Genomic DNA, 25,963 nt, shown 5'->3' on the forward strand with positions numbered 1-25,963 from the left:
GTGCCCAGGATTCGAGCGGCCTCCGTGGCCGAGCACCGGACCATGCAGCGCGGCGCCCTCCTGGACGCCGCACGCTCCTTGCTGTCCGAGGGCGGCACGGAGGCGCTGACCTTCCCCGCCCTCGCCGAGCGCACCGGCCTCGCCAGGTCCTCCGTCTACGAGTATTTCCGCTCCCGCGCGGCCGTGGTCGAGGAGCTCTGCGCCGTCGACTTCCCGGTCTGGGCCGCCGAGGTCGAGAACGCGATGGAGCGGGCAGGTACGCCCGAGGCCAAGATCGAGGCCTATGTACGCCGCCAGCTCGACCTCGTCGGGGACCGGCGGCACCGCGCGGTCGTGGCGATCTCCGCGAGCGAGCTGGACGCCGGCGCCCGGGAGAAGATCCGTGCCGCGCACGGCGGGCTGATCGCCATGATCGTCGAGGCGCTCGCCGACCTGGGCCACACCGAACCGAGGCTCGCGGCCATGCTCCTGCAGGGCTCCGTGGACGCCGCGGTACGCAGGATCGAGCTGGGCGCGGCCGAGGAGCCGGGCATCGTGGCGGACACGGCCGTGGCCATGATCCTGCGCGGCGTCCGGGGCTGAGCGCGCCTCCCGTCCGCCTCCGGGAGCGGTACGCCGAACACCGGCAGCAGCCTGGAGGGCCCCCGTCGCAGCAGCGACGGAGGAAGCAGCGACAGCGGATCCAGATAGACGTCTCCGCGCCGCAGCCCCCAGTGCAGACAGCCGGAGGCGCAGTGGGACGGCTCCGGCCCGACCACCCCCACCACCTGCCCCGCGACCACCTCGTCGCCCTCGGAGACCTGCGCCCGCACCGGTTCGTACGTGAAGCGCAGCGGCGGCTCCCCGCTCGCGGCCACGTCGACGGAGACCACCCCGCGCCCCGCGACCGGACCCGCGAAGGCGACCCGGCCCGGGGCCGCAGCCAGAACCGGGGTGCCCGGCGGGGCTGCGAGGTCGACCCCGCGGTGGCCCGGCGCGTACGGACCGGCGGGCGGCTCCCAGCCCCGTACGACCAAGGGCCGGTCCGCGAGCGGCCAGACACGTTCACCGCCCGGCGGCGCCGCCCAGGCTCTCGCGGAGGCCGGCCCCAGCAGGAGGGCGAGCAGCGCAGCGGGCAGTAAGGCGAGCAGGACGGCCACCGGTGCGGCACGCGGCCGGCCGGTGGTTACTCCAGGTGAGCGGCACATGGCGCAACGATCTCCCGCAGGCCCGTTCCATGGGGATCATGGCCCGGATCTGTGGACGGCCGAGGGGTTGTGGACATCGCCGTCACCCTGGACCCGGCGGGTCCCGTACACTTCTTCTGGCGATCCGGGTCACCGGGTCGACTTCGCACGCCCCGCCACCTCCCTCTCTGCGGACGGTGGCCGCGCTCCTCGGTCCCTCGTGGCACGGCGCGTCGGGGCGTCAGGCGCGACAGCAATCCTGCGGTCGCGAAAACCGAGTACCTCAAGGAGTACGGCCATGGCCGTCGTCACGATGCGGGAGCTGCTGGAAAGCGGCGTCCACTTCGGTCACCAGACCCGTCGCTGGAACCCGAAGATGAAGCGCTTCATCTTCACCGAGCGCAACGGCATCTACATCATCGACCTGCTCCAGTCGCTGTCGTACATCGACCGCGCCTACGAGTTCGTCAAGGAGACCGTCGCCCACGGCGGCTCCATCATGTTCGTGGGTACGAAGAAGCAGGCCCAGGAGGCCATCGCCGAGCAGGCGACGCGCGTCGGCATGCCGTACGTCAACCAGCGTTGGCTCGGTGGCATGCTCACCAACTTCTCCACCGTCTACAAGCGCCTTCAGCGTCTGAAGGAGCTCGAGCTCATCGACTTCGAGGACGTGGCCGCCTCCGGCCTCACCAAGAAGGAGCTCCTGGTCCTCTCCCGCGAGAAGGCCAAGCTGGAGAAGACCCTCGGTGGTATCCGCGAGATGCAGAAGGTGCCGAGCGCCGTCTGGATCGTCGACACCAAGAAGGAGCACATCGCCGTCGGTGAGGCGCGCAAGCTCCACATCCCGGTCGTCGCGATCCTCGACACCAACTGCGACCCCGACGAGGTCGACTACAAGATTCCGGGCAACGACGACGCGATCCGCTCCGTCACCCTGCTCACCCGCGTGATCGCCGACGCCGTCGCCGAGGGCCTCATCGCCCGTTCCGGTGCCGCCACCGGTGACTCGAAGCCGGGCGAGAAGGCCGCCGGCGAGCCCCTCGCCGAGTGGGAGCGTGACCTTCTCGCGGGCGAGAAGAAGGACGACGCCGAGGTGCAGTCCTCCGCCGAGACCGAGAAGGCCGCCGACGCCGAGCCGGCCGCCGCCGCCGACGAGCAGGCTGCCGAGCAGGCCGAGGCTCCCGCCGCGGAGGCCCCGGCCGCCGAGGCACCGGCCACGGACGAGCAGGCCTGACACCCGTCAGTCACGGCTGAATGACGGCGGGGGCCGGTGCATCGGCACCGCCCCCGCCGTTCACCCGTAGATCTTTCAGACTTCGAGAGAGAAACAGACTCATGGCGAACTACACCGCCGCTGACGTCAAGAAGCTCCGCGAGCTCACCGGCGCCGGCATGATGGACTGCAAGAAGGCGCTCGACGAGGCCGACGGCAACGTCGACGGTGCCGTCGAGGCCCTCCGCATCAAGGGCCAGAAGGGCGTCGCCAAGCGCGAAGGCCGCTCTGCCGAGAACGGTGCCGTCGTCTCCCTCGTCTCCGAGGACCAGACGTCCGGCGTCCTGCTCGAGCTGAAGTGCGAGACGGACTTCGTCGCCAAGGGCGACAAGTTCCAGGCCGTCGCCAACACGCTCGCCGCCCACGTCGCCGCGACCTCCCCGGCCGACACCGAGGCGCTCCTCGCGTCCGAGATCGAGCCCGGCAAGACCGTCCAGGCGTACGTGGACGAGGCCAACGCCAACCTCGGCGAGAAGATCGTCCTGGACCGCTTCGCGCAGTTCACCGGCGACTACGTCACCGTCTACATGCACCGCACCATGCCTGACCTGCCGCCGCAGATCGGTGTCCTGGTCGAGCTGGACAAGGCCGACGCCGAGCTGGCCAAGGGCATCGCCCAGCACATCGCCGCCTTCGCCCCGAAGTACCTCTCCCGCGAGGACGTCCCGGCCGAGGTCGTCGAGGCCGAGCGCCGCGTCGCCGAGGAGACCACGCGCGCCGAGGGCAAGCCCGAGGCCGCCCTCCCGAAGATCGTCGAGGGTCGCGTCAACGGCTTCTTCAAGGAGGCCACCCTCCTCGGCCAGCCGTACGCGCTGGACAACAAGAAGTCCGTCCAGAAGGTCCTGGACGAGGCCGGTGTCACCCTGAAGCGCTTCACGCGCATCAAGGTCGGCATCTGAGTCCGTCCGCGAACAACGGTGGACCCCGATAGGGTCTGGTGCAGTCGACGGCCGCACTCAGCCGGACGACCGCAGATCTGACGAGGAGGCCATTGCCGCTGAGGGACAACAGACCCACCGGCAATGGCCTTCTTCGTATGTGCACGAGGAGAATCTCCATGAACAAGGGCGCGGACGCCACACAGGGTGACCACAAGCGCGACGACGCGATTTCCGGCCGCTTCATGCTGAAGCTGTCCGGCGAGGCCTTCGCCGGTGGCGGAGGCCTCGGGGTCGACCCCGACGTCGTGCACGCCATCGCCCGCGAGATCGCCGCGGTCGTACGCGACGGAGCGGAGATCGCGGTCGTCATCGGCGGCGGCAACTTCTTCCGTGGCGCCGAGCTCCAGCAGCGCGGCATGGACCGGGCGCGGTCCGACTACATGGGCATGCTCGGCACCGTCATGAACTGCCTGGCGCTGCAGGACTTCCTGGAGAAGGAAGGCATCGACTCGCGCGTCCAGACCGCCATCACCATGGGTCAGGTCGCCGAGCCGTACATCCCGCTCCGTGCCGTGCGGCACCTGGAGAAGGGACGCGTCGTGATCTTCGGCGCAGGCATGGGCATGCCGTACTTCTCCACCGACACGACCGCCGCACAGCGCGCCCTGGAGATCGACGCCGAAGCGCTGCTGATGGGGAAGAACGGTGTGGACGGGGTCTACGACTCCGACCCGAAGGCCAACCCCGACGCGGTGAAGTTCGACGCCCTGGAGTACGGCGAGGTGATCGCCCGGGACCTCAAGGTCGCCGACGCCACCGCCATCACTCTCTGCCGTGACAACCAGCTCCCGATCCTCGTCTTCGAGCTGACCACGGAGGGCAATATCGCCCGAGCGGTGAAGGGTGAGAAGATCGGCACGCTGGTGAGCGACCGGAGCACCCGGGCCTGACGGCCCAGAAGATGGACAACGGCCTGCCGGTCGGACACCGTGCAGGTGAGGACGCGACGCAGGATCCGCAGGACCCGACGATGCCGGGTCCGCTCAAGACACGCAGGAGCACGTGGTGATCGAAGAAATCCTCCTCGAGGCCGAGGAGAAGATGGAGAAGGCCGTCGTGGTCGCGAAAGAGGACTTCGCCGCGATCCGGACCGGCCGCGCGCACCCGGCGATGTTCAACAAGATCGTCGCCGACTACTACGGCGCGCTGACCCCGATCAACCAGCTCGCCTCGTTCTCGGTTCCCGAACCGCGGATGGCCGTGGTGACCCCGTTCGACAAGACCGCGCTGCGCAACATCGAGCAGGCGATCCGCGACTCCGACCTCGGCGTCAACCCGAGCAACGACGGCAACATCATCCGCGTGACGTTCCCCGAGCTCACGCAGGACCGCCGCAAGGAGTACATCAAGGTCGCCAAGACCAAGGCCGAGGACTCCAAGATCTCGATCCGCTCCATCCGCCGCAAGGCCAAGGAGTCGCTCGACAAGCTCGTCAAGGACAAGGAGTCCGGCGAGGACGAGGTCCGCCGCGCGGAGAAGGAGCTCGACGACACCACCGCGAAGTACGTCGCGCAGGTGGACGAGCTGCTCAAGCACAAGGAAGCCGAGCTGCTCGAAGTCTGATGAACGACTCTTCCTGGGGCGCCCCGCAGGGAGCCGGCTACTGGAGCGCGCCCGAGGTGGGGGGCGCTCCGGCGGGTCCTGCATACGATGTGCACGGTGCCCAGCAGACTCGGCCCATGCCCATCGTGCCGGACGTTCCCGACGCAGGTAGAGACGCTGACGACCGCGACGACCGGAACGGGGACGCCGCGCGCGTCAGCGGCCCCCTGTTCCGTGACGAGAAGCCGCAGGAGCCCATGTCCACCCCGCTGCCGTCCCCGCCGCCGCCCAAGAAGCGTGCGGGGCGTGATCTGCGTGCCGCCATAGGTGTCGGTGTCGGTCTCGGTGCGCTCGTCGTCGGCTCCCTGTTCATCGTCAAGGCGGTCTTCGTCGGCGTGGTCGTGCTGGCGGTGGTGGTCGGCCTGTGGGAGCTCACGTCCCGCCTCAAGGAGCGCAAGGGCATCAACGCCCCGCTCGTGCCGCTCGCCGTCGGCGGCGCCGCGATGGTGGTCGCCGGCTATGTGCGGGAGGCGGAGGGCGCCTGGGTCGCGATGGCGCTCACCGCCCTCGCGGTGCTCGTGTGGCGGATGACGGAGCCCCCCGAGGGGTACCTCAAGGACGTCACGGCGGGCGTCTTCGCCGTGTTCTATGTGCCGTTCCTGGCGACGTTCGTCGCGATGATGCTCACCGCGGACGACGGTGCCTGGCGTGTGCTGACCTTCCTCCTGCTGACCGTGGTCAGCGACACCGGCGCGTACGCCGTCGGCTGGCGCTTCGGCACGCACAAGCTGGCACCCCGCATCAGCCCCGGGAAGACCCGTGAGGGCCTGTTCGGCGCGGTCGCCTTCGCGATGGTGGCCGGCGCCCTGTGCATGGAGTTCCTGATCGACGGCGGGAGCTGGTGGCAGGGCCTGCTGATGGGCCTCGCCGTCGCCGCCAGCGCCACGCTGGGGGATCTCGGCGAGTCCATGATCAAGCGGGACCTGGGGATCAAGGACATGGGCACGCTGCTGCCCGGCCACGGCGGCATCATGGACCGGCTCGACTCGCTGCTGCCGAGCGCCCCGGTCGTATGGCTGCTGCTGGTGCTGTTCGTCGGAGCGGGCTGAGGCCCTCGGGTCCGCGCCCCGCTCTCTCGGAGGGCCCGCCGTCCGGCGGGCCCTCCGAGCGTGCTCAACGGCGTCGGGGAAACTTCCAGCCGTTCCTGCGGAGCCGTACGAGGATGTACACCCCGCATAGGGACCACACCCCCAGGAATGCCCATGTGAACCACGGGGGCCCTGCCAGCGCTCGGCGAGTTCGACTGCTGACGGCACATGAGGGTCATGGGCTGCGTGTGCCCGCGCCCCGGGCGGGGACATTCCGCGTGTGTGCCGTGGCTCCGTACCCCTGGTCGCCCGTGGGCGGTCCGCAGATACTGGCAGCATGGAATTCGCCGTATTCATGACCCTCCCCGGGCTGGTCGTCGGCCTGACGCTCCTGGCCTTCGTCGATCAGCTTCTGCTGCGTGCGGGCCGTGCGGGCGTCCTCCCCTGGCGCAACGGCGCCCGCCAGGGGCAGATCTCCGCGACAGGATTCGAGCAACTGCACGCGAGCTTCTCGCCGGGGAAGCAGAACGAGCTCAAGGAACGGCAGTCGGCTCTTCTGATGCGCGACGACGAGGAGGACGGCGCGCCTCCGAACCGGACCACGGTGGACCTGGCGATGGGCACCGCGGTGGTCCGATTGCCGAAGCCGGGCCGCCGGGAGCCCGGTAAGGCCTGACAGCGGGCAGGACGGGCCACCGACTCGGACGCGCATGCGATTTCGGGTGCCCGTGTGCGCCTCCCTCCCGCCGTGCGATCGGTCACGGTTCCCGCAAGCGCGCCGAGCCGTCCCAGGGCCGTCGGGGGCGCCTACGTCGGCTGATGGCGGCCGAGGGTGCCCGAGGCCACCGGCCCCTCACCTCTCCTGAGCCTGCGGAGGTCTCTGGGACCGCGGCGTGTCTGTAACACTGGAGGAACCATGCCTAAGCCCGGAGAACTCACTTTCGTCGCGCCCCGTGGAGCCAAGCGGCCGCCGCGGCACCTCGCCGACCTCACCCCCGACGAGCGCAAGGAAGCAGTCGCCGCGACCGGCGAGAAGCCCTTCCGTGCCAAGCAGCTGTCGCAGCACTACTTCACGCGGTACGCGCACGACCCGGCGGAGTGGACCAACATCCCGGCCGCGTCGCGGGAGAAGCTCGCCGAGGCGATGTTCCCCGACCTGATGTCGGTGATGCGCCACATCAGCTGCGACGACGACACCACCCGCAAGACGCTCTGGAAGCTGCACGACGGCACGCTCGTCGAGTCCGTCCTCATGCGCTACCCGGACCGGGTGACCATGTGCATCTCGTCACAGGCCGGCTGCGGGATGAACTGCCCGTTCTGCGCCACCGGGCAGGCGGGACTCGACCGTAATCTGTCGACCGCCGAGATCGTGCACCAGATCGTGGACGGCATGCGGGCCCTGCGCGACGGGGAGGTCCCGGGCGGGCCTGCGCGGCTGTCCAACATCGTCTTCATGGGCATGGGCGAGCCGCTGGCCAACTACAAGCGCGTGGTCGGGGCGATCCGCCGGCTGACCGACCCGGAGCCGGACGGCCTCGGGCTGTCGCAGCGCGGGATCACCGTGTCCACGGTGGGTCTGGTGCCGGCGATGCTCCGCTTCGCCGACGAGGGCTTCAAGTGCCGCCTCGCGGTCTCGCTGCACGCTCCGGACGACGAACTGCGCGACACCCTCGTCCCCGTGAACACCCGCTGGAAGGTCGGTGAGGTCCTGGACGCCGCGTGGGAGTACGCGGAGAAGTCGGGGCGCCGCATCTCCATCGAGTACGCGCTCATCCGCGACATCAACGACCAGGCCTGGCGGGGCGACCGGCTGGGCCGGCTGCTCAAGGGCAAGCGGGTGCACGTCAACCTCATCCCGCTCAACCCGACGCCGGGGTCCAAGTGGACCGCATCGCGGCCCGAGGACGAGAAGGCCTTCGTCGAAGCGATCGCCGCCCATGGTGTGCCGGTCACCGTCCGGGACACCCGCGGCCAGGAGATCGACGGCGCCTGCGGGCAGCTGGCGGCGTCCGAGCGCTGAGGCGGTCCCGCGTACGGGCTGGATCCGGCCGGTCCGGCGTGATCCGGCCGGTGTAGCCTGGCCGGGAAAGCAACTTCATATTCCGACAGGGGAGCGCCACAGCGCTGAGAGTGCGGCACCGAGGACAGGTCGGCCGCAGACCCTCTGAACCTCGCCCGGGTCATTCCGGGTAGGAAGTTCGGACCTTACTCAAGCTGTTGCGCCCTGCCCGCTCGCCGAGCGGGCAGGGCCGCGTCTCTTCCTGGTCACCTCCAGGAGGACATCACCATGAACACCACGACGAAGTACGCGGCGACCGCGCTCGCCGCCGCGCTCGGAGTCACCGCGCTCGCGGGCTGCGGGGGCTCCGACGACAAGTCTTCCGGTGACACGGGAACCGGTTCGAAGACCGTCACCCTCGTCAGCCACGACTCGTTCAACGCCTCGGACGCCGTCCTGAAGGCGTTCACCAAGGAGACCGGCTACAAGGTCAAGGTGCTGAAGAGCGGTGACGCCGGGGCAGCGCTCAACCAGGAGATCCTGACCAAGGGCTCCCCGCGTGGCGACGTGTTCTTCGGCGCCGACAACACCCTGCTCTCCCGTGCCCTGGACAACGGCCTGTTCACGCCGTACGAGGCGAAGGGCCTGGACCGCGTCGCGGCCGACACCCAGCTCGACGCCGACAAGCACCGGGTCACACCCATCGACACCGGCGACATCTGCGTCAACTACGACAAGCAGTACTTCGCCGACAAGAAGCTCGCCCCGCCGAACTCCTTCGACGACCTCCTGAAGCCCGCGTACAAGAACCTCCTCGTCACCGAGAACGCCGCGACCTCGTCACCCGGCCTCGGCTTCCTCCTCGGCACCGTCGCCAGTCAGGGCGAGAGCGGCTACCAGGACTACTGGAAGAAGCTGAAGAGCAACGGCGTCAAGGTCGTCGACGGCTGGGAGCAGGCCTACAACGAGGAGTTCTCCGGCTCCGCGGGCGGTAAGAAGGCCAAGGCCGACCGGCCGCTCGTCGTCTCGTACGCCTCCAGCCCGCCCGTCGAGGTGCTGTACGCCGATCCGCAGCCCAGCGAGGCCCCGACCGGTGTCGCCACCGGCACCTGCTTCCGCCAGATCGAGTTCGCCGGACTGCTGGACGGTGCGAAGAACGAGGCAGGCGGCAAGGCGCTCCTGGACTTCCTGATCAGCAAGCGGTTCCAGGAGGACATGCCGCTGAACATGTTCGTGAACCCGGTGGTGAAGGACGCGAAGCTGCCGGAGCTCTTCACGAAGTTCGGGGCCACCGTCGACAAGCCGGAGACCGTCGCACCGGAGAAGATCGCCAAGAACCGTGAGCAGTGGGTCCAGTCGTGGTCCTCGCTCGTCGTGAAGTAGTCGCGCGGCCCCCGTGGAGGGGGAACGCGGTGCGGCTCGGTCTCATGGCCGTGCCTGTCGCGTTCTTCGCGCTGTTCTTCGCCTATCCGGTCGTCGCCATCGTCGGCCGGGGCCTGAAGACGGACGGAGACTGGCAGTTCGGCCGGATCGGCACGGTGCTGAGCCGGCCGGACATCCTCGACGTCCTCTGGTTCACCACCTGGCAGGCCCTCGCCTCGACCGTGCTCACCCTGCTGATCGCACTGCCCGGCGCCTATGTCTTCGCCCGTTTCGACTTCCCCGGCAAGCAGCTGCTGCGTGCCGTCGTGACCGTGCCGTTCGTCCTGCCCACCGTCGTCGTGGGCACGGCGTTCCTGGCGCTGCTGGGGCGCGGCGGGTTCCTCGACGAACTCTGGGGGATCCGCCTCGACACGACCGTGTGGGCGATCCTGCTCGCCCATGTGTTCTTCAACTACGCGGTGGTCGTACGGACCGTCGGCGGCCTGTGGTCCCAGCTCGACCCCCGGCAGGAGGAGGCCGCCCGGGTGCTCGGGGCCGGCCGCCTCGCCGCCTGGCGGCGTGTCACCCTGCCCGCGCTCGCCCCGGCCGTGGCCGCGGCGGCTCTGATGGTCTTCCTCTTCACCTTCACCTCCTTCGGGGTCGTCCAGATCCTCGGCGGTCCGGCCTACTCCACGCTGGAGGTGGAGATCTACCGGCAGACCGCTCAGCTGCTCGACCTGCCGACGGCCGCCGTGCTGACCCTGATTCAGTTCGCCGCTGTCGGAGGGATCCTCGCCGTCCACGCCTGGACCGTACGGCGCCGGGAGACCGCGCTGAAGCTCGTCGACGCGGCCCAGACCTCCCGCCGCCCGCACGGAGCAGGGCAGTGGGCGCTGCTCGGCGGGGTACTGCTGACCGTCCTGCTGCTGATCGTGGTGCCGCTCGGTGTACTGGTGGAACGCTCCCTGGACACCTCGGGCGGCTACGGCTTCGGCTTCTACCGCGCGCTGCAGTCGGCCGACGCCGGCGGCTCCACCTTCCTGGTCCCGCCGCTCGACGCCATCGGGAACTCCCTGCGTTACGCACTGGTCGCGACCCTGATCGCCCTCGTGATCGGGGGTCTCGCCGCGGCGGCCCTGACCCTCCCCCACTCTCGGCTTCGCTCGAGCGGGCGGTACCCCCACGCCGGACCGCTGGTGCGTGGCTTCGACGCCCTGCTGATGCTGCCGCTCGGAGTGTCCGCCGTCACCGTCGGCTTCGGCTTCCTGATCACGCTCGACAAGCCGCCGCTGGATCTGCGTACGTCCTGGATCCTCGTGCCGCTCGCCCAGGCGCTGGTGGGCGTCCCCTTCGTCGTACGGACCATGCTGCCCGTCCTGCGCGCGGTGGACGACCGGCTGCGGGAGGCCGCGGCGGTGCTCGGCGCCTCGCCGCTGCGGGCCTGGCGGGAGGTCGACCTGCCGCTGGTGCGGCGGGCGGTGCTGGTGGCCGCCGGCTTCGCCTTCGCCGTGTCGCTCGGTGAGTTCGGCGCGACCGTGTTCATCGCGCGCCCCGACAACCCCACCCTGCCGGTCGCCGTCGCCAGGCTGCTGGGGCGCTCGGGCGAGCTCAATTACGGCCAGGCGATGGCCCTCAGCACGATTCTGATGCTGGTCTGCGCGGTGTCGCTGCTCCTGCTCGAACGTATCCGTACCGACCGATCCGGGGAGTTCTAGAGATGCTGACAGTGGAGTCGGCCACGGTCCGTTTCGGGAAGAGGACCGCGTTGGACGCGGTGGACCTGGAGGTCGCGGACCACGAGATCGTCTGCGTGCTGGGCCCGAGCGGCAGCGGCAAGTCGACGCTGCTGCGGGCCGTGGCAGGGCTCCAGCCCCTCGACGGCGGGCGGGTGTTCCTGGACGGCGCGGACCAGGCACGGCTGCCTGTGCACCGCCGCGGGCTCGGCCTGATGTTCCAGGACCACCAGCTCTTCCCGCACCGCGACGTCGGCGCCAACGTCGCCTTCGGACTGCGGATGCACGGCGTCCCCCGCCCGGAGCGCGACCGCAGGGCCGGTGAACTCCTGGACCTGGTCGGCCTGCCCGGGGCGGGGCGGCGGGCCGTCGCCGCCCTGTCCGGCGGCGAACAACAGCGGGTGGCACTCGCCCGGGCCCTGGCGCCCCGCCCGAAGCTGCTGATGCTGGACGAACCACTGGGCCAGCTGGACCGGAGCCTGCGCGAACGGCTCGTCGTCGAACTGCGCGCCCTCTTCGGCCGGCTGGGCACGACGGTGCTCGCCGTCACCCACGACCAGGGCGAGGCCTTCGCGCTCGCCGACCGGGTCGTGGTCATGCGGGACGGCCGGATCGCCCAGGCGGGCAGCCCGCTGGAGGTCTGGCAGCAGCCCGCGTCGGCGTTCGTCGCCCGCTTCCTCGGTTTCGACAACCTGGTGGACGCCACGGTCACGGGCACGGCGGCCGACACCGTCTGGGGCAAGGTCCCGGTGCCCGAGGACTCGCCGCAGGGCGAGTGCGAGCTGCTCGTGCGGCCGGGCGGCGTCCGGATCGGCGGCCCCAAGGAAGGCCTGCGCTGCACGGTGGGCGTACGCACCTTCCGCGGCCACCACGTCACCGTCACCCTGCACCCCGACGACGGGCCGCCCCTGGAGGCGGAGTGCGCTCTGAGGGACACCCCCGAGGAGGGGGCCACCGTGGGCGTGACCTTCGACCCGGCGGAGACGGTGGTCCTGCCCCCGGCCTGAACCGTCCGGGTGGCAGCCCCGCCCGGAGCCTGGTCCCCTGGTCAGGGGCATCGGAAAGGAACCAGGGATCATGGCTGACTCAGCCCGCGAGGGCATCGACATCACCCGCGTCGTCGCGGCGCCCCGCGACCGTGTGTTCGAAGCCTGGACGGACCCCGAGGACTTCGCCGCCTGGTACGGGGGCGACGCGGACGTGCCGCTCGACCGGGTGTCCATGGATGTCACGCCTGGCGGCGAGTGGAGCCTGGTCATCGTGGTGCCCGGGGCGGAGATGCCCTTCCACGGCGTCTACCAGGAGGTGTCCGCCCCCGAGCGGCTCGTGTTCACGCTCAAGGACAGGAGCGCGCCTGCCGACATCGAGGGCGAGACCGTCACGGTCACCCTCACGGAGAAGAGCCGGAAGTCCACCGAGATGGTCTTCCACCAGCGAGGCGGCCATCTCACCCCCGAGCAGTACGCGGCGGCCGAGGACGGCTGGGAGGCGTTCTTCGACGCCCTCGATGCCCGGCTCGCCGCCGGCTGAGCCCGTCGGAGCGGGTCAGCCCGTCAGCCGGGCGAGCGCCCCGGCCGCCTCCTCCACCGTGTCGACGAGCGCGATACGGGATTCCATCGGACGGTCCGCCGCGAGCGCGCTCAGCAGGGGCCAGGCGGGCAGCTTCTCCGTCCAGTGCGCGCGGTCGACCAGGACCATCGGCGTGGGCGCGGAACGCGACTCGTAGTAGTTCGGCGTCGCGTTGTCGAAGATCTCCTGGACCGTTCCGGCGGCCCCCGGCAGGAAGATCACACCCGCGGTCGAGCGGGCCAGCAGCCCGTCCTCGCGCACCGCGTTCGCGAAGTACTTGGCGATGTGGTCCGCGAAGGCGTTCGGCGGTTCGTGGCCGTAGAACCACGTGGGGATCGCGACCGAGGACCCTCCGTCGGGCCAGCGCTCCCGTACGGCGAAGGCCGCCATGGCCCAGTGGGTGACCGACGGGCTGAACGACGGTGCCGAGGCCAGGAGTTCGCAGGCCTTGAGCAGCATGGCATCGGAGTGCGGAGCCGCGTACGCCCCGAGGTTGGCCGCCTCCATGGCGCCCGGCCCGCCGCCCGTCGCCACGGTCAGACCGCTGCGCGCCAGCTCCCTGCCGAGCCGCGCGGCGCCTCGGTACTCCCGCGAACCGCGGGCCATCGCGTGGCCGCCCATCACGCCCACCACCCGGGCCCCGACGAGGTGTTCGTCCAGCGCGTCGGAGACCGCGTCGTCGTGGAGCGCCCGCAGCATCGAGGCGAAGACGTCGCCGTTCGCCTTGGTCAGCTGGAACCAGCCGTACGCCCGCGCGTCGGGGGTTGCGGCGTAACCGCCCTCCGACAGGCCCTCGTACAGGGCGTCGGGGGTGTAGAGCAGCCCGCGGTACGGGTCGAAGGGGAGGCCGGGTACCGGCGGGAACACGAAGGCCCCGTCCGCGCGTATCTTCGCCTCGGCGCGCGGCTCCATGCGGCAGCCGAGGAAGACCGCGCCCCGGGTGCCGGTCGCGAGCAGCGCGTCGCTCCGGTCCGTCAGGTCGACGGACTGGACGCGGTGGCCGGCCAGGGTTCCGGCCGCGACCGCCTGGTCGAATGCGGTGAGCGTCTCGATCTCGACGCCGGGTGCGTACGTGTTCTCGTCCGGATTCTCCACGCCGCCATGCTACGTACCGCCCCGGCGGCTGTGGTCACTCCGTCAGAGGCAGTGCCGCAAGCTCCGCGATCGCCCAGGTCAGCGGGGCGAAGACGGCCAGCAGCACCAGAGCCCGCAGAGCGGCGGCCATGCGGAGCGAGGAGGCCGGGGCGCCGAGCCGCAGCAACGTCCTGGCCGTACGGGCACGGGCCTGCCTGGCCTCGAGGGCGGTCGTCAGCAGGGTCGCCATGGTGCAGCCGACGACGAGTACGGCGCCGAGCGCGGTGAGCGGGCCGAAGGGACGGGGCCCGTCGGTGTAGAGCACGGAGGCCGCGATCACCCCGGACAGCACCGCGCAGACGATTCCCAGCGGGCGGCCGATCCGGCACGCCTCGTCCATCAGGACCCGGCCCGCCAGCAGCCGTACGGCTCCCGGGCGCACCGCCTGGAGCAGCCGCCCGCACAGATGGGTGAGACCGGGCCCCGCCATGGCCAGGCCGATCGCGGTCAGGATCCAGCCCGCGAGCACGGCGGCCGGGGTGGAGTCGAGCCGGCCCGGCAGCGGGAACGGGCTGCCCGCCGAGCCCCGGCTCGCGTACGCCTCGACCGCGAGCCCGGCCGCGGTGAGTGCGACCCCCCACGGCAGCCCCTTCGGGACCGGGGCGGGCGCGAGGTCCTCCTCGGCCTCCTGGGCGTCGGACGGAGCGACCGGCCTGGAGCGGAGCGCGAGCCCGCCGGCCGCGGACGAGGCCAGCGGCACCAGGGCCAGCAGCGTGAGAGCCGCGGCGAGGGGCAGCGGGGTGCCCGCGCCCAGGAACTCGGCCGCGCCGCCGTCGAACGGCAGGCCGGTCAGATCGCCGCGCAGGTGAAGGAAGAAGAGCAGCGCCACCACCGAGCCCAGCGTGGTGGACACCGCCGTCGAGATGGCCGCCAGCAGGGCCAGACGCGCCGGTCCGAGGCCCGCGGCGAAGAGCCCGGGCCGTGGGCGGGTGCTCGGGTCCGTACGCGCGACCGCCACCGCGAACTGGACGGTCGCCGCGAGCGGAACGGCACACCACAGCAGCCGCAGCACGGAGCTCGACGCGTGCGCCGGGTGCCCGGAGGCGTACCCCAAGGTGCACAGGAGCAGGAAGCCCACCCCCGCCGACGCGGCGGCGAGGAGCAGCCGCCGCATCAGGACCAGGGGATGCGAGCCACGGGTCAGACGGAGAGCGAGCACGCCGAGCGGCCTTCCGTATCGGACGCGGCGGGCAGGGAGACGGTGGTGACGCGGCGGCCGTCCAGCAGGCTGACCACACGGTCGGCGAGCCCGGCGACCTCCGCGTCGTGGGTGGCGAGCACGACGGTGATCCCGTGGGACCGTGCCGCCGTGGTGAGGGTGCGCAGGAGCTGTGTGCGCTCGGCGTGGTGCAGGGCAGCGGTCGGCTCGTCCGCGAAGATCACGGACGGCGAACCGGCCAGCGCGCGGGCCACGGAGATCCGCTGACGCTGCGACTGGAGCAGGGTGTGCGGCCGCTTCTTGGCGAGCGGGCCGATGTCCAGGCGCTCCAGCCACTCCGTGGCGGCCTTCTTCGCCGCCCGGTGCGAGACGCCCCGCAGCAGCAGCGGCAGGGCGGCGTTCTCCCAGGTGCTGAGTTCGGGCACGAGCCGCGGCTCGGCACCGATCCAGCCGAATCTCTCCCGGCGGAGCCGTTCGCGCAGCCGGGGGCCCATGGTGTGCACGGGCACGCTGTTGAACCAGACCTCGCCCTGCTCGGGCACCAGCTGTCCGGAGAGGCAATGCAGCAGCGTCGACTTCCCGCACCCACGAGGCCCGGACACGGCGAGGACCTCGCCGTCGCGGACACCGAGGGAGACACCGCCGAGCCCCGGCGATCCGTTGTGGGAGTGGTGCAGGGAACGTGCCCAGATCACGTCGTTGTCGGGCGGGGCCACCATGGCGTACACCTCGTTCGGATCAGATTTCCTGTCCCCCGTACGGGGGGACGAATACAACGAGAAAAAAGCCGATCGGTCACTCGGCACGCTAGGCAGCCGGAGCCAGGTGTCGGGACAGTACGCGGCCCGGATGCCCCCTTCTCACTCGAACGGGTGCATCCGGGCCGCGTGGTCCGTATGAAATGACTGCCGGAAGCCCTGGGTGTGGCAGCCGGGGGCAGTCGGTCAGAGCTTCGCCCAGGCCTCCGTCAGTACGCCGCGCAGAATGCCCTCGATCTCGTCGAAGGTCGACTGGTCGGAGATCAGCGGAGGAGCGAGCTGGACGACCGGGTCGCCACGGTCGTCGGCCCGGCAGTAGAGGCCGTTCTCGTACAGCGCCTTGGAGAGGAAGCCGTACAGGACGCGCTCGGTCTCCTCGTCGGTGAACGTCTCCTTGGTGGCCTTGTCCTTCACCAGCTCGATGCCGTAGAAGAAGCCGTTGCCGCGGACGTCGCCGACTATCGGCAGGTCGTGCAGCTTCTGCAGCGTCGTCAGGAACGCGTTCTCGTTGTCCAGGACGTGCTGGTTGAGGCCCTCGCGCTCGAAGATGTCGAGGTTGGCGAGCCCGACCGCGGCGGAGACCGGGTGACCGCCGAAGGTGTAGCCGTGCAGGAAGGTGTTGTCGCCCTCGTAGAACGGCTCGGCCAGCCGGTCGGAGATGATGCAGGCGCCGATGGGGGAGTAGCCCGAGGTCATGCCCTTGGCGCAGGTGATCATGTCCGGCACGTAGCCGAACTTGTCGCAGGCGAACATCGTGCCCAGGCGGCCGAACGCGCAGATGACCTCGTCGGAGACGAGCAGCACGTCGTGCCGGTCGCAGATCTCGCGGACGCGCTGGAAGTAGCCGGGCGGCGGCGGGAAGCAGCCGCCGGCGTTCTGCACGGGTTCCAGGAAGACCGCGGCGACGGTGTCCGGGCCCTCGAAGAGGATCTCCTGCTCGATCTGGTCGGCGGCCCAGCGGCCGAAGGCCTCCGGGTCGTCACCGAAGAGCGGCGCGCGGTAGATGTTGGTGTTCGGCACCTTGTGCGCACCGGGCACCAGCGGCTCGAACGGGGCCTTGAGCGCGGGCAGTCCGGTGATCGACAGGGCGCCCTGCGGGGTGCCGTGGTAGGCGACCGCACGCGAGATGACCTTGTACTTGGTCGGCTTGCCCCTGAGCTTGAAGTACTGCTTGGCCAGCTTCCAGGCCGTCTCCACGGCCTCGCCGCCACCGGTGGTGAAGAAGACCTTGTTGAGGTCGCCCGGGGCGTAGTCCGCGAGCCGCTCGGCGAGCTCGACCGCCTTGGGGTGCGCGTAGGACCACACCGGGAAGAAGGCCAGCTCCTGCGCCTGCTTGTACGCCGTCTCGGCGAGCTCGTGACGGCCGTGTCCGGCGTTGACGACGAACAGGCCGGAGAGACCGTCGAGGTAGCGCTTGCCCTTGTCGTCGTAGATGTAGGTGCCCTCGCCACGCACGATGGTGGGAACGGGCGCGTTCTCGTAGTCCGACATGCGGGTGAAGTGCATCCACAGGTGGTCGTACGCGGTGCGGCTGAGGTCCTTGCTCACGGCTATCGGGTTCCCCACATATAGGTCTGCTTCTTGAGCTTGAGGTAGACGAAGCTCTCGGTGGAGCGCACTCCGGGAATGGCCCGGATGCGTTTGTTGATCGTCTCCAGCAGGTGGTCGTCGTCCTCGCAGACGATCTCCACCATGAGGTCGAAGGAGCCCGCGGTCATCACCACGTACTCGCACTCGGCCATGGCCGACAGGGCCTCGGCTACGGGGTCGAGGTCGCCCTCGACGTTGATGCCGACCATCGCCTGACGCCGCAGACCCACGGTGAGCGGGTCCGTGACGGCGACGATCTGCATCACGCCCTGGTCCAGCAGCTTCTGGACGCGCTGGCGCACAGCGGCTTCGGAGAGGCCCACGGCCTTGCCGATCGCGGCGTACGGCCGGCGTCCGTCCTCCTGGAGCTGCTCGATGATTGCGAGGGAGACGGCATCGACGGCTGGTGCCGATCCGTTCCCGGTCCTGGAGTCTGCGCTGCGACTGGCCACAGCCCCACTCTGCACCGCGCCTCGTCTGTCTGGCAAGCCCAAATCGATGAAATTCGTTGTCTGGGACTCTCAATCTCACCGAATCCGAAGTTCACGGCGGGTGGGTATGTCGAAAGCGTCACCCAAAGGTCTAGGGTGGAAGTCTCACCCATCGGACAGCCGACAGGAGGGGTGGTTGTGACCACCGAGGTGCGCCGTCTGCGCAACTACATCGACGGAGAGTTCCGGGACGCCGCGGACGGGCGGACCATCGACGTGGTCAACCCGGTGACGGAAGAGGTCTACGCGACCTCGCCGCTCTCCGGGCAGGCCGACGTCGACGCCGCCATGGCCGCGGCGGCCGCCGCGTTCCCCGCCTGGCGCGACGTGACGCCCGCCGAGCGCCAGAAGGCACTGCTGAAGATCGCGGACGCCTTCGAGGAGCGGGCCGAGGACCTGATCGCCGCGGAGTCCGAGAACACCGGGAAGCCGCTGGGGCTCACCCGTACGGAGGAGATCCCGCCGGCGGTCGACCAGATCCGCTTCTTCGCGGGTGCCGCCCGGCTGCTCGAAGGCCGTTCGGCCGGCGAGTACATGGAGGGCCTCACCTCCATCGTCCGCCGCGAGCCGGTGGGCGTCTGCGCCCAGGTCGCGCCGTGGAACTACCCGCTGATGATGGCCGTGTGGAAGTTCGCCCCGGCGCTCGCCGCGGGGAACACCGTCGTCATCAAGCCGTCCGACACCACTCCGGCGTCGACCGTGCTGATCGCCGAGATCATCGGGCAGATCCTGCCCAAGGGCGTTTTCAACGTCATCTGCGGTGACCGCGAGACCGGCCGCGCGATGGTGGAGCACCCGACCCCGGCGATGGCCTCCATCACCGGCTCGGTGCGGGCCGGTATGCAGGTCGCCGAGTCCGCCGCCAAGGACGTCAAGCGGGTCCACCTGGAGCTCGGCGGCAAGGCGCCCGTCGTCGTGTTCGAGGACAGCGACATCGCCAAGGCCGTTGAGGGCATCTCCGTCGCGGGCTACTTCAATGCGGGCCAGGACTGTACGGCCGCGACCCGCGTCATGGTCCACGAGTCCGTCCACGACGAGTTCGTCACCGCGCTCGCCAAGGCGGCGGCCGACACGAAGACCGGTCTCCCGGACGACGAGGACGTGCTGTACGGCCCGCTCAACAACGCCAACCAGCTGGCGCAGGTCAGCGGGTTCATCGAGCGGCTCCCCGCGCACGCCAAGGTCGAGGCGGGCGGCCACCGGGTCGGCGACAAGGGCTACTTCTACGCCCCGACCGTCGTCTCGGGCCTCCAGCAGGACGACGAGATCATCCAGCACGAGGTCTTCGGGCCCGTCATCACCGTCCAGTCCTTCACGGACGAGGCCCAGGCCGTCGAGTACGCCAACGGCGTGGAATACGCCCTGGCCTCCTCGGTGTGGACCAAGGACCACTCCCGCGCGATGCGGATGTCCAAGAAGCTCGACTTCGGCTGCGTGTGGATCAACACCCACATCCCGCTCGTCGCCGAGATGCCGCACGGCGGATTCAAGAAGTCCGGCTACGGCAAGGACCTCTCCGCGTACGGCTTCGAGGACTACACCCGGATCAAGCACGTCATGACGTCGCTCGACGGCTGACCCGCGTACGGCGGTGACCACGGCCCCGGGCTTCCCGCCCGGGGTCGTTCACGTGCCCGCCCCCCTCTCGCCCGGGGCCGTCCACGCGCTCGGGCCGCCGCCGGCGCCCGTCATGGACATGGTGTGCGGGCCCGGCCGCTCGCGTTGGGCGGTTGGTCCATTGCCCGCCGGGTCGGCGGAGCGGCATCCTGCGCGGGTGCGTTCGATTCCGGACCACCTCATGTCCCGTCGTTCCCTGCTCCGCACCCTCGGCACGGGTGCGGCCGGCGCCGCTCTGGCCGGCTGTGGAGTCCCCGCCGCCTGTGTGGAGCCAGGTGACCGGTCGGGCCCCGACCGCTCGGACAGCGACCACTCGCTACCAACTTTTGAACGTGTTCATGATGGGCGTACGCTGCGGCCATGAGCGAGCGAGCCCTCTTGCGGCGCATACGCGTGTGGTTGGTCGTCTTCATCGTCTGTCTGGTGCTCAGCGGGCTGACCGCCTTCCCTCTGGTCACCGAACTCCACTGGGCCGAGGACCTGTTGGCATCGTCGGCCTCTCCTGTCCCCGAGTACTTCCCGGCCCTGATGGAGTGGATCACCCGGGTCAGGACAGGTCTCGACGAGGCGGACACGAACTATCCCTTCGTGCTGTACGGCACCGACTGGCTGGCCTTCGCCCACCTCGTCATCGCGGTCGCCTTCTACGGCCCCTACCGTGACCCGGTCCGCAACATCTGGGTCATCGAGTTCGGGATGATCGCCTGTGCCGGGATCATCCCGCTTGCCCTGATCTGCGGGCCGATCCGGGGCATCCCCTTCTGGTGGACCGTCATCGACATGTCCTTCGGAGTCTTCGGGGTCATCCCGCTGCTCGTCGTCCGCCGCATGATCAAGCGCCTGGAGGCGGTGACCGCGACGGCGTGACGCTCACCCGGCCGACGGGGCCCCGAAGGTCGCCACCACGATGTCCATCGCCGTGGCGTTCGTGTCCTGGCCCTTCGCGTCGGTGGAGTTGACGCTGTACACCAGCGTCCTGGAGAGATCGCGGGTGGCCGCCATCACCGTGTTGTAACCCCAGCGGCCGCCCGTCTTCCCCCACACCTCACGCCCGCCCAGGGTCTGCACGCTCAGCCCCGCGCTCTACTGGGCGGGCGCACCCGTCAGGTACGTACGCACCGAGAAGTCGGGCAGCGTGAACATCTCCTCCAGCAGCGGCCCGCGCACGATCTTCCCGGCGAACAGCGCGCGGGTGAAGCGCTCCAGATCGGCCGTGGTCGAGACGATGTCCCCGGCCGCCCAGGCGTCGGTCACACCCCACGCCGTCACATCCCGCAGCTCCGTGCGGCCGGGGTCTCTATGAGCAGCCCCAGCACCGTGTAGTTGCTGTTGAGGTGGTGCTGGCTCCGGCCGGGCGTGAACTCCGGGGCCTGCGCCATGGCAGAGGAGACCATCCCGCGCGGTGTGTGCGGGTCGAAGCGGTGGGCGTACGCCTCCTCCAGGGTCTTGCCGGGCATCCGCGCGGCCGGTATCCCACTGGTGTGATCGAGCAGCTGCCGCACGGTCACCCGGCCGTAGGCCGCCGGGATCAGGTCCGGGAGGTAGTGCCTCGCCGTGCGGTCGAGGTCCAGCTTCCGCTCTCCGGCCAGCTGCAGCGCCGTGACGGCGGTGAAGACCTTGGTCACCGACCCGGCCCGGAAGCGCGCCGCCGGGTCGGCCGGACGGTTCGAGACCAGATCGTGCACACCAGAGCTCCCACGCCAGCTGCCGTCGGTGCCGCCGACCCGCACGAGGGCGGCGGTGGCGTCGTCGACGGGCAGCCCGGACATCGCCGCGCCCAGGGCTTCGGCGTCCGCCTCGGGGACGGTGTGCGCGCGGGCGCCGGCCGCATGCGGAGCGGTGGCGGTGGTGGTGGCGTTCGCGAAGGCGGCCGGAGCGGCGGGCCCCGCTGCGATACCGAGGGCCAGGGCAGCGGCGAGGAGTGTGCGGGCGCGGGAGTTCATGGGATGCCTCCGGGAGAGATGAAGTCCGTAACTGCTCGATGGATCCATCCTGTTGATCCGGAGTCCCCGGCGGATCACCCGAGCGAGGGGTCCTGGGAGGGAGACCGCCTCCCCCGCGCAGGGGAGGCGGCAGAGGTGCCTCCCTCGGGCGAGGGAGCGACGAGCCCTGTTTCGTAGGCGCAGATGACGGCCTGGATGCGGTCTCTCAGGCCCAGCTTGGACAGCACATTGCCCACATGGGTCTTCACCGTGTGCTCGATGCCGATGCCGATGCCGATGCCGATGCCGATGCCGATGTCGGTGGCCCAGGGCCCACGCGGAACCCATCGCGCCCACGGCCTCCGCGTCAAGGAGTGCCGCGTCAAGGAACTCCGCGTGAAGGGTCTTCGCGCCATGGACCTCCTCATCAGGGCTTCCGGCCCACCGCGCCGAACTGGGCGACCTCGGGGGTGCGGCCCGCGGGGCCCGCCCGCCAGCGGGAGCAGGACACGATGCCCGGCTCCAGGATGTCCAGGCCGTCGAGGAACGAGGCGAACTCGAAACGGCTGCGAGCCGTGATCGGCGGGGTGGCGTTCTCGTTCCAGAAGCGCATCGCGGCCTCGTTGCCCTCGCCGCCCAGCTCCAGCGTGGGATGAGTGAGCACCAGATGGCTGCCGGACGGCAGGGCGTCCATCAGCTTCGTCACGATGCCCCGGGCCTCGTCCGTGTCCAGGACGAAGTTCAGGATGCCCAGCATCATCACCGCGACCGGGCGCCGGAGGTCCAGGGTCTGTCCGGCCGCGCGCAGGATGTGCTCCGGATCCCGGGCGTCCGCTTCGATGTACACGGTGGCGCCCTCCGGCGAGCTGCTGAGCAGGGAGCGCGCGTGCGCCAGGACGATCGGGTCGTTGTCGACATAGACGACGCGTGCGTCGGGCGCGGTGTGCTGGGCGACCTCATGGGTGTTGTCCGCGGTCGGGAGCCCGGTGCCTACGTCAAGGAACTGGCCGATTCCCGCGTCACCGGCGAGATGGCGCACCACCCGGCCCAGGAACGCCCGGTCCGCGCGGGCCACTTCGCCGATGCTCGGATACATGCCGGTGACCCGGTCGCCCACCGCGCGGTCGACGGGGTAGTTGTCGCCGCCACCCAGCCAGTAGTTCCACACCCGGGCGTTGTGGGCGATGTCGGAACGTACACGGGAGGGTGCGGTGGGACGGCGGGGCTCGGTCACGTCTGCTCCTGGGGTCACGGACGGTACGGACCCGCCCATGATGCCGGACCGATCAAGAAGCGCCAGAGTGAAGGGAGTTCGCCAACTGGGCCCGGAGTGCGTCGATCCGGTTGGTGGTGATGGAGTCGACCCCGAAGGAGAGCAGCCGGCGCATGGTGCGCCGGGTGTCCGCCGTCCAGGCGGAGACCAGCAGCCCGTCGGCGTGGACACGGTCGGCCAGCTCGCGGCTCAGCAGCCCGAATCGGTAGTTCAGCCAGTGCGGCCGCACCGCTTCCAGCAGTACGGCACGTGGGGGCGCGAGCGTCGTCCAGGTCAGCGCGATCTCGGCGGACGGATCGGCCGCTCGCACCTTCAGCATCGCGTGTGTGTCCGCGCAGTAGAACACGCGCTCCTCCGCCCCGCACTCCCGCACCACACCGACGACCTCCTTCACGGAGGCGTCGGTCGCGCCTGGCAGGTCGACCATGATCCGCCGGTCGCCGGCGGCGGACAGCGCCTCGCGCAGGGAGGGCACCCCGCCGCCGGTCCTCTCCTCCAACTCCCGGTGGTCCAGCCGGTCGAGGCGGACGTCATGGCCCCACAGCCGCTCCAGCGTGGAGTCGTGGAGCAGCACCGGCACCCGGTCCCGGGTGACGCGGACATCGATCTCGACCGCGTCCGCCCCCCGTTCCACGGCGGACCGGATCGAGGGGAGCGTGTTCTCACGGGCACGGTAGGGATCGCCGCGGTGCGCCACGGCGGTGACAGTGGTGGTCATGGGGCCATTGTGTCCGGCCGGGCTCACCGGCCGGGGGCCTCCAGCCAGTTCGTCGTGTACGTGTCGATCTCGGCGGCCAGCGTCCGCTTGCCAGCCGGGTCCAGGAAGGAGGCCTCCACGGCGTTCTTCGCCAGATCGGCCACTCCGCGCTCGTCCAGGCCGAGCAGCCTGGCCGCCACCCCGTACTCGTTGTTGAGGTCGGTGCCGAACATGGGCGGGTCGTCGCTGTTGACCGTGACGAGGACGCCCGCCTCGACCATCTCCCTTATCGGGTGCCGGTCGATGTCGGCGACGGCCCGGGTGGCGATGTTCGACGTCGGGCAGACCTCCAGGGCGATGCGGTGCTCGGCGAGATGCGCCAGCAGCTCCGGATCCTTGGTGGAGCTGGTGCCGTGGCCGATGCGCTCCGCGCGCAGCGCGGTGAGCGCGTCCCAGACGGTCCCCGGGCCCGTGGTCTCCCCGGCGTGCGGGACGGAGTGCAGGCCCTCGGCGATCGCGCGGTCGAAGTACGGCTTGAACTGCGGGCGCTCCACACCGACCTCGGGTCCGCCCAGGCCGAAGGAGACCAGCCCCTCGGGCCGCAGGTCGACGGCGAGCCGGGTCGTCTCCTCCGCGGCCTCCAGACCGGCCTCGCCCGGAATGTCGAAGCACCAGCGCAGCACGGTGCCGAGCTCGGCCTCGGCCGCCTTGCGGGCGTCCTCGATGGCCTCCATGAAGCCCTGCTCCGGGATCCCCCGGCGGGTCGAGCTGAACGGGGTCACGGTCAGCTCCGCGTACCGGATGTTCTGCCGTGCCATGTCCCTGGCGATCTCGAAGGTCAGAAGCCGGACGTCCTCGGGGGTGCGGATCAGGTCCACCACCGAGAGATAGACGTCGATGAAGTGCCCGAAGTCGGTGAAGGTGAAGAAGTCCGACAGCGCCTCCGGGTCCGTGGGGACCTTGGAGTCGGGGTGGTGGGCCGCCAGTTCGGCCACGATGCGCGGTGAGGCCGACCCCACGTGGTGGACGTGGAGCTCGGCCTTGGGCAGCCCCGCGATGAAGGGATGCAGGTCGTTCATCGGATACTCCCGGATCTCTGATGTGAGCCGGGTGTACCGGCTGCACCGATCATCGTAGGCGGGGCCCTGCGGGCGGATGCCGGGCCGTAGCATGGCGGGACCACGATGGGGGAGGCCCATGTCAGACAACACACAGCAGCCCGGGGGCGAGGGCGCGCCGCGCGATCCGTGGGCTCCGCCGGACAGCAGGGTCGAGCTCGGCAAGCAGCCCACGGACGCCGTCCCGCCCGCCGTGCACAACCAGCCCACGGTCACGTCCATGCCGGGCGCCGACCCGGGCACCGGTCCCATACCCGGACCGGCCGGAACCTTCGGCCCCCAGCAGCCCCCTGTCCCGGCCCCGCCGGCCGGGCCGAACGGGCCGGGGGAGCCCGGGCAGTACGGCTATCCGGCCGCCCCTGCCGCGCCGTCGGCGGCGTACGGCTACCCCGCCGCTCCCGCCGCGCCCTCGGCTTCGTACGGCTACCCGGGATACCCCGGCTACGGCGGCCAGCAGCCCTGGGGCCCCGCGCCCGCCAACGGGCTGGGGACCGCGGCGATGGTCCTCGGCATCATCGCGGTGGTCGGCTTCTGCATGTGGGGGCTGGGGATCGTCCTGGGCATCCTCGCCCTGATCTTCGGAATCATCGGCCGGGGCCGCGCCAAGCGCGGTGAGGCGACCAACGGGGGCATGGCCCTCGCCGGGATCATTCTGGGATCGGTCTCGATCGTCATCAGCGCGGTCTTCCTCGGATTCCTGATCTGGGCCATCGCCAACGACGAGTCGGGCAGCAGCTACGACTACGACGACCCCTACGCCACGTCACTGGTCGTCGGCACCTCCCGCTGAACGACGGCGCACGGCTGCCCGTGGCCGGGCCCGGGACCAGGCACGTGTCCAGGGGCCCGGCCACGGCCCGTATCACCCCGCGCGCAGCCGCGTCCGCGCCTCCATCAGCGCGAAGCCCAGCAGATTCAGACCTCGCCAGGAAGCCGGGTCCGCGGTGCGCGGATCGTCCTTGGTGAGCCCGATGCCCCATATCCGGTCCATCGGACTGGCCTCGACGAGCACGCGCTCACCGGTCCCCAGCAAGTACGCCCGCAGCGCGGGGTCCTGACCGAACTTGTGGACGCTGCCCTCGACGACCAGGGCGAACCTCTCCCGTGCCCATACGCCGTCGTCGAAGCCCTTGACCAGCCGGCCTACCTTCTTCGCCGCCGCCGGGCTGCTCGCCGAGACGGCCAGGGCCTCGGCCTCGGCGTCCCCGAAAAGCCTGGCCTTGCCGGCCATCATCCAGTGCTCGGCCGAGGCGTAGGTGACCGAACCGACCGTGAACGGCGCGGGCCACCACTGACTGAGGCAGCTCTCCCCGAGCCTGCCGTCCGAGCGGGGCCGATGCCCCCAGAACGGCAGGTACTTCACGCTCTCCCCGCGGGCCGTGCGCGCCAGGAGGCCGTCCATGTGTTCCTGTCCCATGGCAGCCGAGTCTGGCATCCGCCACTGACAGCCCGTACAGGGATTTCCGTACGCCCGAGACACATCGTCGACAGATTCCGTCGCGTAACCAAAAGGAAACAACGGAATCAC

General features: G+C 70.4%; 24 protein-coding genes, 4 pseudogenes and 1 riboswitch. Of the genes and pseudogenes, 16 read left to right on the forward strand and 12 right to left on the reverse strand.

What is annotated here, in order from left to right:
• Window positions 1-24 precede the first annotated feature (24 nt).
• The gene (locus ACIBCU_RS35935) at window positions 25-582 is read left to right on the forward strand and encodes a helix-turn-helix domain-containing protein (RefSeq protein WP_362931589.1); all 558 of its coding nucleotides are present in this window, start codon (window positions 25-27) and stop codon (window positions 580-582) included.
• Between the two features lie 155 nt (window positions 583-737).
• On the opposite strand, the pseudogene ACIBCU_RS35940 reads toward ACIBCU_RS35935, so the two are convergent.
• Window positions 738-1,187 (reverse strand): annotated as a pseudogene (locus ACIBCU_RS35940) (peptidoglycan DD-metalloendopeptidase family protein); the annotation flags it as partial.
• A 277-nt stretch (window positions 1,188-1,464) separates the two neighbouring features.
• Between ACIBCU_RS35940 and rpsB the strand changes: the two are divergent.
• The 11 genes from rpsB to ACIBCU_RS35995 all read left to right on the forward strand — a co-directional run bounded on the left by rpsB (window position 1,465) and on the right by ACIBCU_RS35995 (window position 12,637).
• Window positions 1,465-2,400 carry a 30S ribosomal protein S2 gene (rpsB, locus tag ACIBCU_RS35945; protein ID WP_104789440.1) on the forward strand — a complete coding sequence of 312 codons (936 nt, stop codon included), beginning with the start codon at window positions 1,465-1,467 and terminating at the stop codon, window positions 2,398-2,400.
• Window positions 2,401-2,501: 101 nt separating this feature from the next.
• Complete coding sequence (gene tsf / locus ACIBCU_RS35950) at window positions 2,502-3,338, forward strand: translation elongation factor Ts (RefSeq protein WP_362931502.1); 837 nt, start codon at window positions 2,502-2,504, stop codon at window positions 3,336-3,338.
• 158 nt (window positions 3,339-3,496) lie between these two features.
• Entirely contained in the window at window positions 3,497-4,270 is a 774-nt protein-coding gene (gene pyrH / locus ACIBCU_RS35955) for a UMP kinase (RefSeq protein WP_362931504.1), read from the forward strand.
• A 115-nt stretch (window positions 4,271-4,385) separates the two neighbouring features.
• Window positions 4,386-4,943 carry a ribosome recycling factor gene (gene frr, locus ACIBCU_RS35960; RefSeq protein ID WP_031100531.1) on the forward strand — a complete coding sequence of 186 codons (558 nt, stop codon included), beginning with the start codon at window positions 4,386-4,388 and terminating at the stop codon, window positions 4,941-4,943.
• Entirely contained in the window at window positions 4,943-6,031 is a 1,089-nt protein-coding gene (locus ACIBCU_RS35965; protein ID WP_399236682.1) for a phosphatidate cytidylyltransferase, read from the forward strand. Before frr ends, ACIBCU_RS35965 begins: the two co-directional genes overlap by 1 nt.
• Before the next feature lie 316 nt (window positions 6,032-6,347).
• The gene (locus tag ACIBCU_RS35970; protein ID WP_362931509.1) at window positions 6,348-6,686 is read left to right on the forward strand and encodes a DUF6191 domain-containing protein; all 339 of its coding nucleotides are present in this window, start codon (window positions 6,348-6,350) and stop codon (window positions 6,684-6,686) included.
• 240 nt (window positions 6,687-6,926) lie between these two features.
• Window positions 6,927-8,033 (forward strand): 23S rRNA (adenine(2503)-C(2))-methyltransferase RlmN, encoded by a 1,107-nt coding sequence (gene rlmN, locus ACIBCU_RS35975; RefSeq protein WP_362931511.1) that lies wholly within the window; start codon window positions 6,927-6,929, stop codon window positions 8,031-8,033.
• 77 nt (window positions 8,034-8,110) lie between these two features.
• Window positions 8,111-8,227: riboswitch (TPP riboswitch) on the forward strand.
• Between the two features lie 73 nt (window positions 8,228-8,300).
• A complete protein-coding gene (locus tag ACIBCU_RS35980; RefSeq protein ID WP_362931513.1) occupies window positions 8,301-9,395 on the forward strand; it encodes a thiamine ABC transporter substrate-binding protein in 1,095 nt (364 codons plus the stop codon).
• Between the two features lie 44 nt (window positions 9,396-9,439).
• Window positions 9,440-11,089, forward strand: coding sequence for an ABC transporter permease (locus ACIBCU_RS35985; RefSeq protein ID WP_399236685.1), 1,650 nt, complete (start codon window positions 9,440-9,442; stop codon window positions 11,087-11,089).
• Between the two features lie 2 nt (window positions 11,090-11,091).
• Complete coding sequence (locus ACIBCU_RS35990) at window positions 11,092-12,114, forward strand: ABC transporter ATP-binding protein (protein ID WP_362931515.1); 1,023 nt, start codon at window positions 11,092-11,094, stop codon at window positions 12,112-12,114.
• A 70-nt stretch (window positions 12,115-12,184) separates the two neighbouring features.
• Complete coding sequence (locus ACIBCU_RS35995) at window positions 12,185-12,637, forward strand: SRPBCC domain-containing protein (protein ID WP_362931517.1); 453 nt, start codon at window positions 12,185-12,187, stop codon at window positions 12,635-12,637.
• Between the two features lie 15 nt (window positions 12,638-12,652).
• On the opposite strand, the gene ACIBCU_RS36000 is transcribed toward ACIBCU_RS35995, so the two are convergent.
• The 5 genes from ACIBCU_RS36000 to ACIBCU_RS36020 form a co-directional block, all read right to left on the reverse strand.
• Window positions 12,653-13,771 (reverse strand): Rossmann fold nucleotide-binding protein, encoded by a 1,119-nt coding sequence (locus tag ACIBCU_RS36000; RefSeq protein WP_362931519.1) that lies wholly within the window; start codon window positions 13,769-13,771, stop codon window positions 12,653-12,655.
• Window positions 13,772-13,805: 34 nt separating this feature from the next.
• Window positions 13,806-14,969, reverse strand: a complete 1,164-nt coding sequence (locus tag ACIBCU_RS36005) for a hypothetical protein (protein WP_362931521.1) — start codon at window positions 14,967-14,969, stop codon at window positions 13,806-13,808.
• On the reverse strand, window positions 14,951-15,688 hold the full coding sequence (locus ACIBCU_RS36010) for an ABC transporter ATP-binding protein (RefSeq protein ID WP_399236689.1): 738 nt from the start codon (window positions 15,686-15,688) through the stop codon (window positions 14,951-14,953). Before ACIBCU_RS36010 ends, ACIBCU_RS36005 begins: the two co-directional genes overlap by 19 nt.
• Window positions 15,689-15,913: 225 nt before the next feature.
• Window positions 15,914-17,293, reverse strand: a complete 1,380-nt coding sequence (locus tag ACIBCU_RS36015; protein WP_399236691.1) for an aspartate aminotransferase family protein — start codon at window positions 17,291-17,293, stop codon at window positions 15,914-15,916.
• Window positions 17,278-17,769, reverse strand: a complete 492-nt coding sequence (locus ACIBCU_RS36020) for an Lrp/AsnC family transcriptional regulator (protein WP_187355837.1) — start codon at window positions 17,767-17,769, stop codon at window positions 17,278-17,280. The genes ACIBCU_RS36015 and ACIBCU_RS36020 overlap by 16 nt, the downstream gene beginning before the upstream one ends.
• 177 nt (window positions 17,770-17,946) lie before the next feature.
• Here ACIBCU_RS36020 and ACIBCU_RS36025 point away from each other — a divergent pair, with 177 nt between their 5' ends.
• The 3 genes and pseudogenes from ACIBCU_RS36025 to ACIBCU_RS36035 all read left to right on the forward strand — a co-directional run bounded on the left by ACIBCU_RS36025 (window position 17,947) and on the right by ACIBCU_RS36035 (window position 20,292).
• On the forward strand, window positions 17,947-19,386 hold the full coding sequence (locus ACIBCU_RS36025; protein WP_399236696.1) for a gamma-aminobutyraldehyde dehydrogenase: 1,440 nt from the start codon (window positions 17,947-17,949) through the stop codon (window positions 19,384-19,386).
• Between the two features lie 220 nt (window positions 19,387-19,606).
• Window positions 19,607-19,744 (forward strand): annotated as a pseudogene (locus ACIBCU_RS36030) (spermidine/putrescine ABC transporter substrate-binding protein); the annotation flags it as partial.
• 41 nt (window positions 19,745-19,785) lie between these two features.
• Window positions 19,786-20,292, forward strand: coding sequence for a hypothetical protein (locus ACIBCU_RS36035; RefSeq protein WP_399236698.1), 507 nt, complete (start codon window positions 19,786-19,788; stop codon window positions 20,290-20,292).
• A 3-nt stretch (window positions 20,293-20,295) separates the two neighbouring features.
• Here the strand turns inward: ACIBCU_RS36035 and ACIBCU_RS36040 are convergent.
• The 5 genes and pseudogenes from ACIBCU_RS36040 to ACIBCU_RS36060 form a co-directional block, all read right to left on the reverse strand.
• A pseudogene (locus ACIBCU_RS36040) lies at window positions 20,296-21,368 on the reverse strand (serine hydrolase domain-containing protein).
• Window positions 21,369-21,442: 74 nt separating this feature from the next.
• Window positions 21,443-21,625, reverse strand: a pseudogene (locus ACIBCU_RS36045) (response regulator transcription factor); the annotation flags it as partial.
• Between the two features lie 149 nt (window positions 21,626-21,774).
• The gene (locus ACIBCU_RS36050; RefSeq protein ID WP_399236700.1) at window positions 21,775-22,620 is read right to left on the reverse strand and encodes an SAM-dependent methyltransferase; all 846 of its coding nucleotides are present in this window, start codon (window positions 22,618-22,620) and stop codon (window positions 21,775-21,777) included.
• Window positions 22,621-22,633: 13 nt separating this feature from the next.
• Complete coding sequence (locus ACIBCU_RS36055; RefSeq protein WP_399236702.1) at window positions 22,634-23,338, reverse strand: glycerophosphodiester phosphodiesterase; 705 nt, start codon at window positions 23,336-23,338, stop codon at window positions 22,634-22,636.
• A gap of 23 nt (window positions 23,339-23,361) precedes the next feature.
• Window positions 23,362-24,396, reverse strand: coding sequence for an adenosine deaminase (locus tag ACIBCU_RS36060; RefSeq protein ID WP_362931535.1), 1,035 nt, complete (start codon window positions 24,394-24,396; stop codon window positions 23,362-23,364).
• Window positions 24,397-24,514: 118 nt separating this feature from the next.
• Here ACIBCU_RS36060 and ACIBCU_RS36065 point away from each other — a divergent pair, with 118 nt between their 5' ends.
• Complete coding sequence (locus tag ACIBCU_RS36065) at window positions 24,515-25,225, forward strand: DUF4190 domain-containing protein (RefSeq protein ID WP_399236704.1); 711 nt, start codon at window positions 24,515-24,517, stop codon at window positions 25,223-25,225.
• 72 nt (window positions 25,226-25,297) lie between these two features.
• Here the strand turns inward: ACIBCU_RS36065 and ACIBCU_RS36070 are convergent, their stop codons facing one another.
• Window positions 25,298-25,837 (reverse strand): NADAR family protein, encoded by a 540-nt coding sequence (locus tag ACIBCU_RS36070; protein WP_399236737.1) that lies wholly within the window; start codon window positions 25,835-25,837, stop codon window positions 25,298-25,300.
• Window positions 25,838-25,963: the final 126 nt, after the last annotated feature.

Source organism: Streptomyces sp. NPDC051064 (genome assembly GCF_044455985.1).
Taxonomy (GTDB): Bacteria; Actinomycetota; Actinomycetes; order Streptomycetales; family Streptomycetaceae; genus Streptomyces.

Coding starts and splice junctions, on each gene's coding strand:
- rpsB (WP_104789440.1), top strand. CDS start 1,465: ATGGCCGTCGTCACGATGCGGGAGCTGCTGGAAAGCGGCGTCCACTTC.
- tsf (WP_362931502.1), top strand. CDS start 2,502: ATGGCGAACTACACCGCCGCTGACGTCAAGAAGCTCCGCGAGCTCACC.
- pyrH (WP_362931504.1), top strand. CDS start 3,497: ATGAACAAGGGCGCGGACGCCACACAGGGTGACCACAAGCGCGACGAC.
- ACIBCU_RS35965 (WP_399236682.1), top strand. CDS start 4,943: ATGAACGACTCTTCCTGGGGCGCCCCGCAGGGAGCCGGCTACTGGAGC.
- ACIBCU_RS35970 (WP_362931509.1), top strand. CDS start 6,348: ATGGAATTCGCCGTATTCATGACCCTCCCCGGGCTGGTCGTCGGCCTG.
- rlmN (WP_362931511.1), top strand. CDS start 6,927: ATGCCTAAGCCCGGAGAACTCACTTTCGTCGCGCCCCGTGGAGCCAAG.
- ACIBCU_RS35980 (WP_362931513.1), top strand. CDS start 8,301: ATGAACACCACGACGAAGTACGCGGCGACCGCGCTCGCCGCCGCGCTC.
- ACIBCU_RS35985 (WP_399236685.1), top strand. CDS start 9,440: ATGGCCGTGCCTGTCGCGTTCTTCGCGCTGTTCTTCGCCTATCCGGTC.
- ACIBCU_RS35990 (WP_362931515.1), top strand. CDS start 11,092: ATGCTGACAGTGGAGTCGGCCACGGTCCGTTTCGGGAAGAGGACCGCG.
- ACIBCU_RS35995 (WP_362931517.1), top strand. CDS start 12,185: ATGGCTGACTCAGCCCGCGAGGGCATCGACATCACCCGCGTCGTCGCG.
- ACIBCU_RS36010 (WP_399236689.1), bottom strand. CDS start 15,688: ATGGTGGCCCCGCCCGACAACGACGTGATCTGGGCACGTTCCCTGCAC.
- ACIBCU_RS36035 (WP_399236698.1), top strand. CDS start 19,786: ATGAGCGAGCGAGCCCTCTTGCGGCGCATACGCGTGTGGTTGGTCGTC.
- ACIBCU_RS36050 (WP_399236700.1), bottom strand. CDS start 22,620: ATGGGCGGGTCCGTACCGTCCGTGACCCCAGGAGCAGACGTGACCGAG.
- ACIBCU_RS36055 (WP_399236702.1), bottom strand. CDS start 23,338: ATGACCACCACTGTCACCGCCGTGGCGCACCGCGGCGATCCCTACCGT.
- ACIBCU_RS36060 (WP_362931535.1), bottom strand. CDS start 24,396: ATGAACGACCTGCATCCCTTCATCGCGGGGCTGCCCAAGGCCGAGCTC.
- ACIBCU_RS36065 (WP_399236704.1), top strand. CDS start 24,515: ATGTCAGACAACACACAGCAGCCCGGGGGCGAGGGCGCGCCGCGCGAT.
- ACIBCU_RS36070 (WP_399236737.1), bottom strand. CDS start 25,837: ATGGACGGCCTCCTGGCGCGCACGGCCCGCGGGGAGAGCGTGAAGTAC.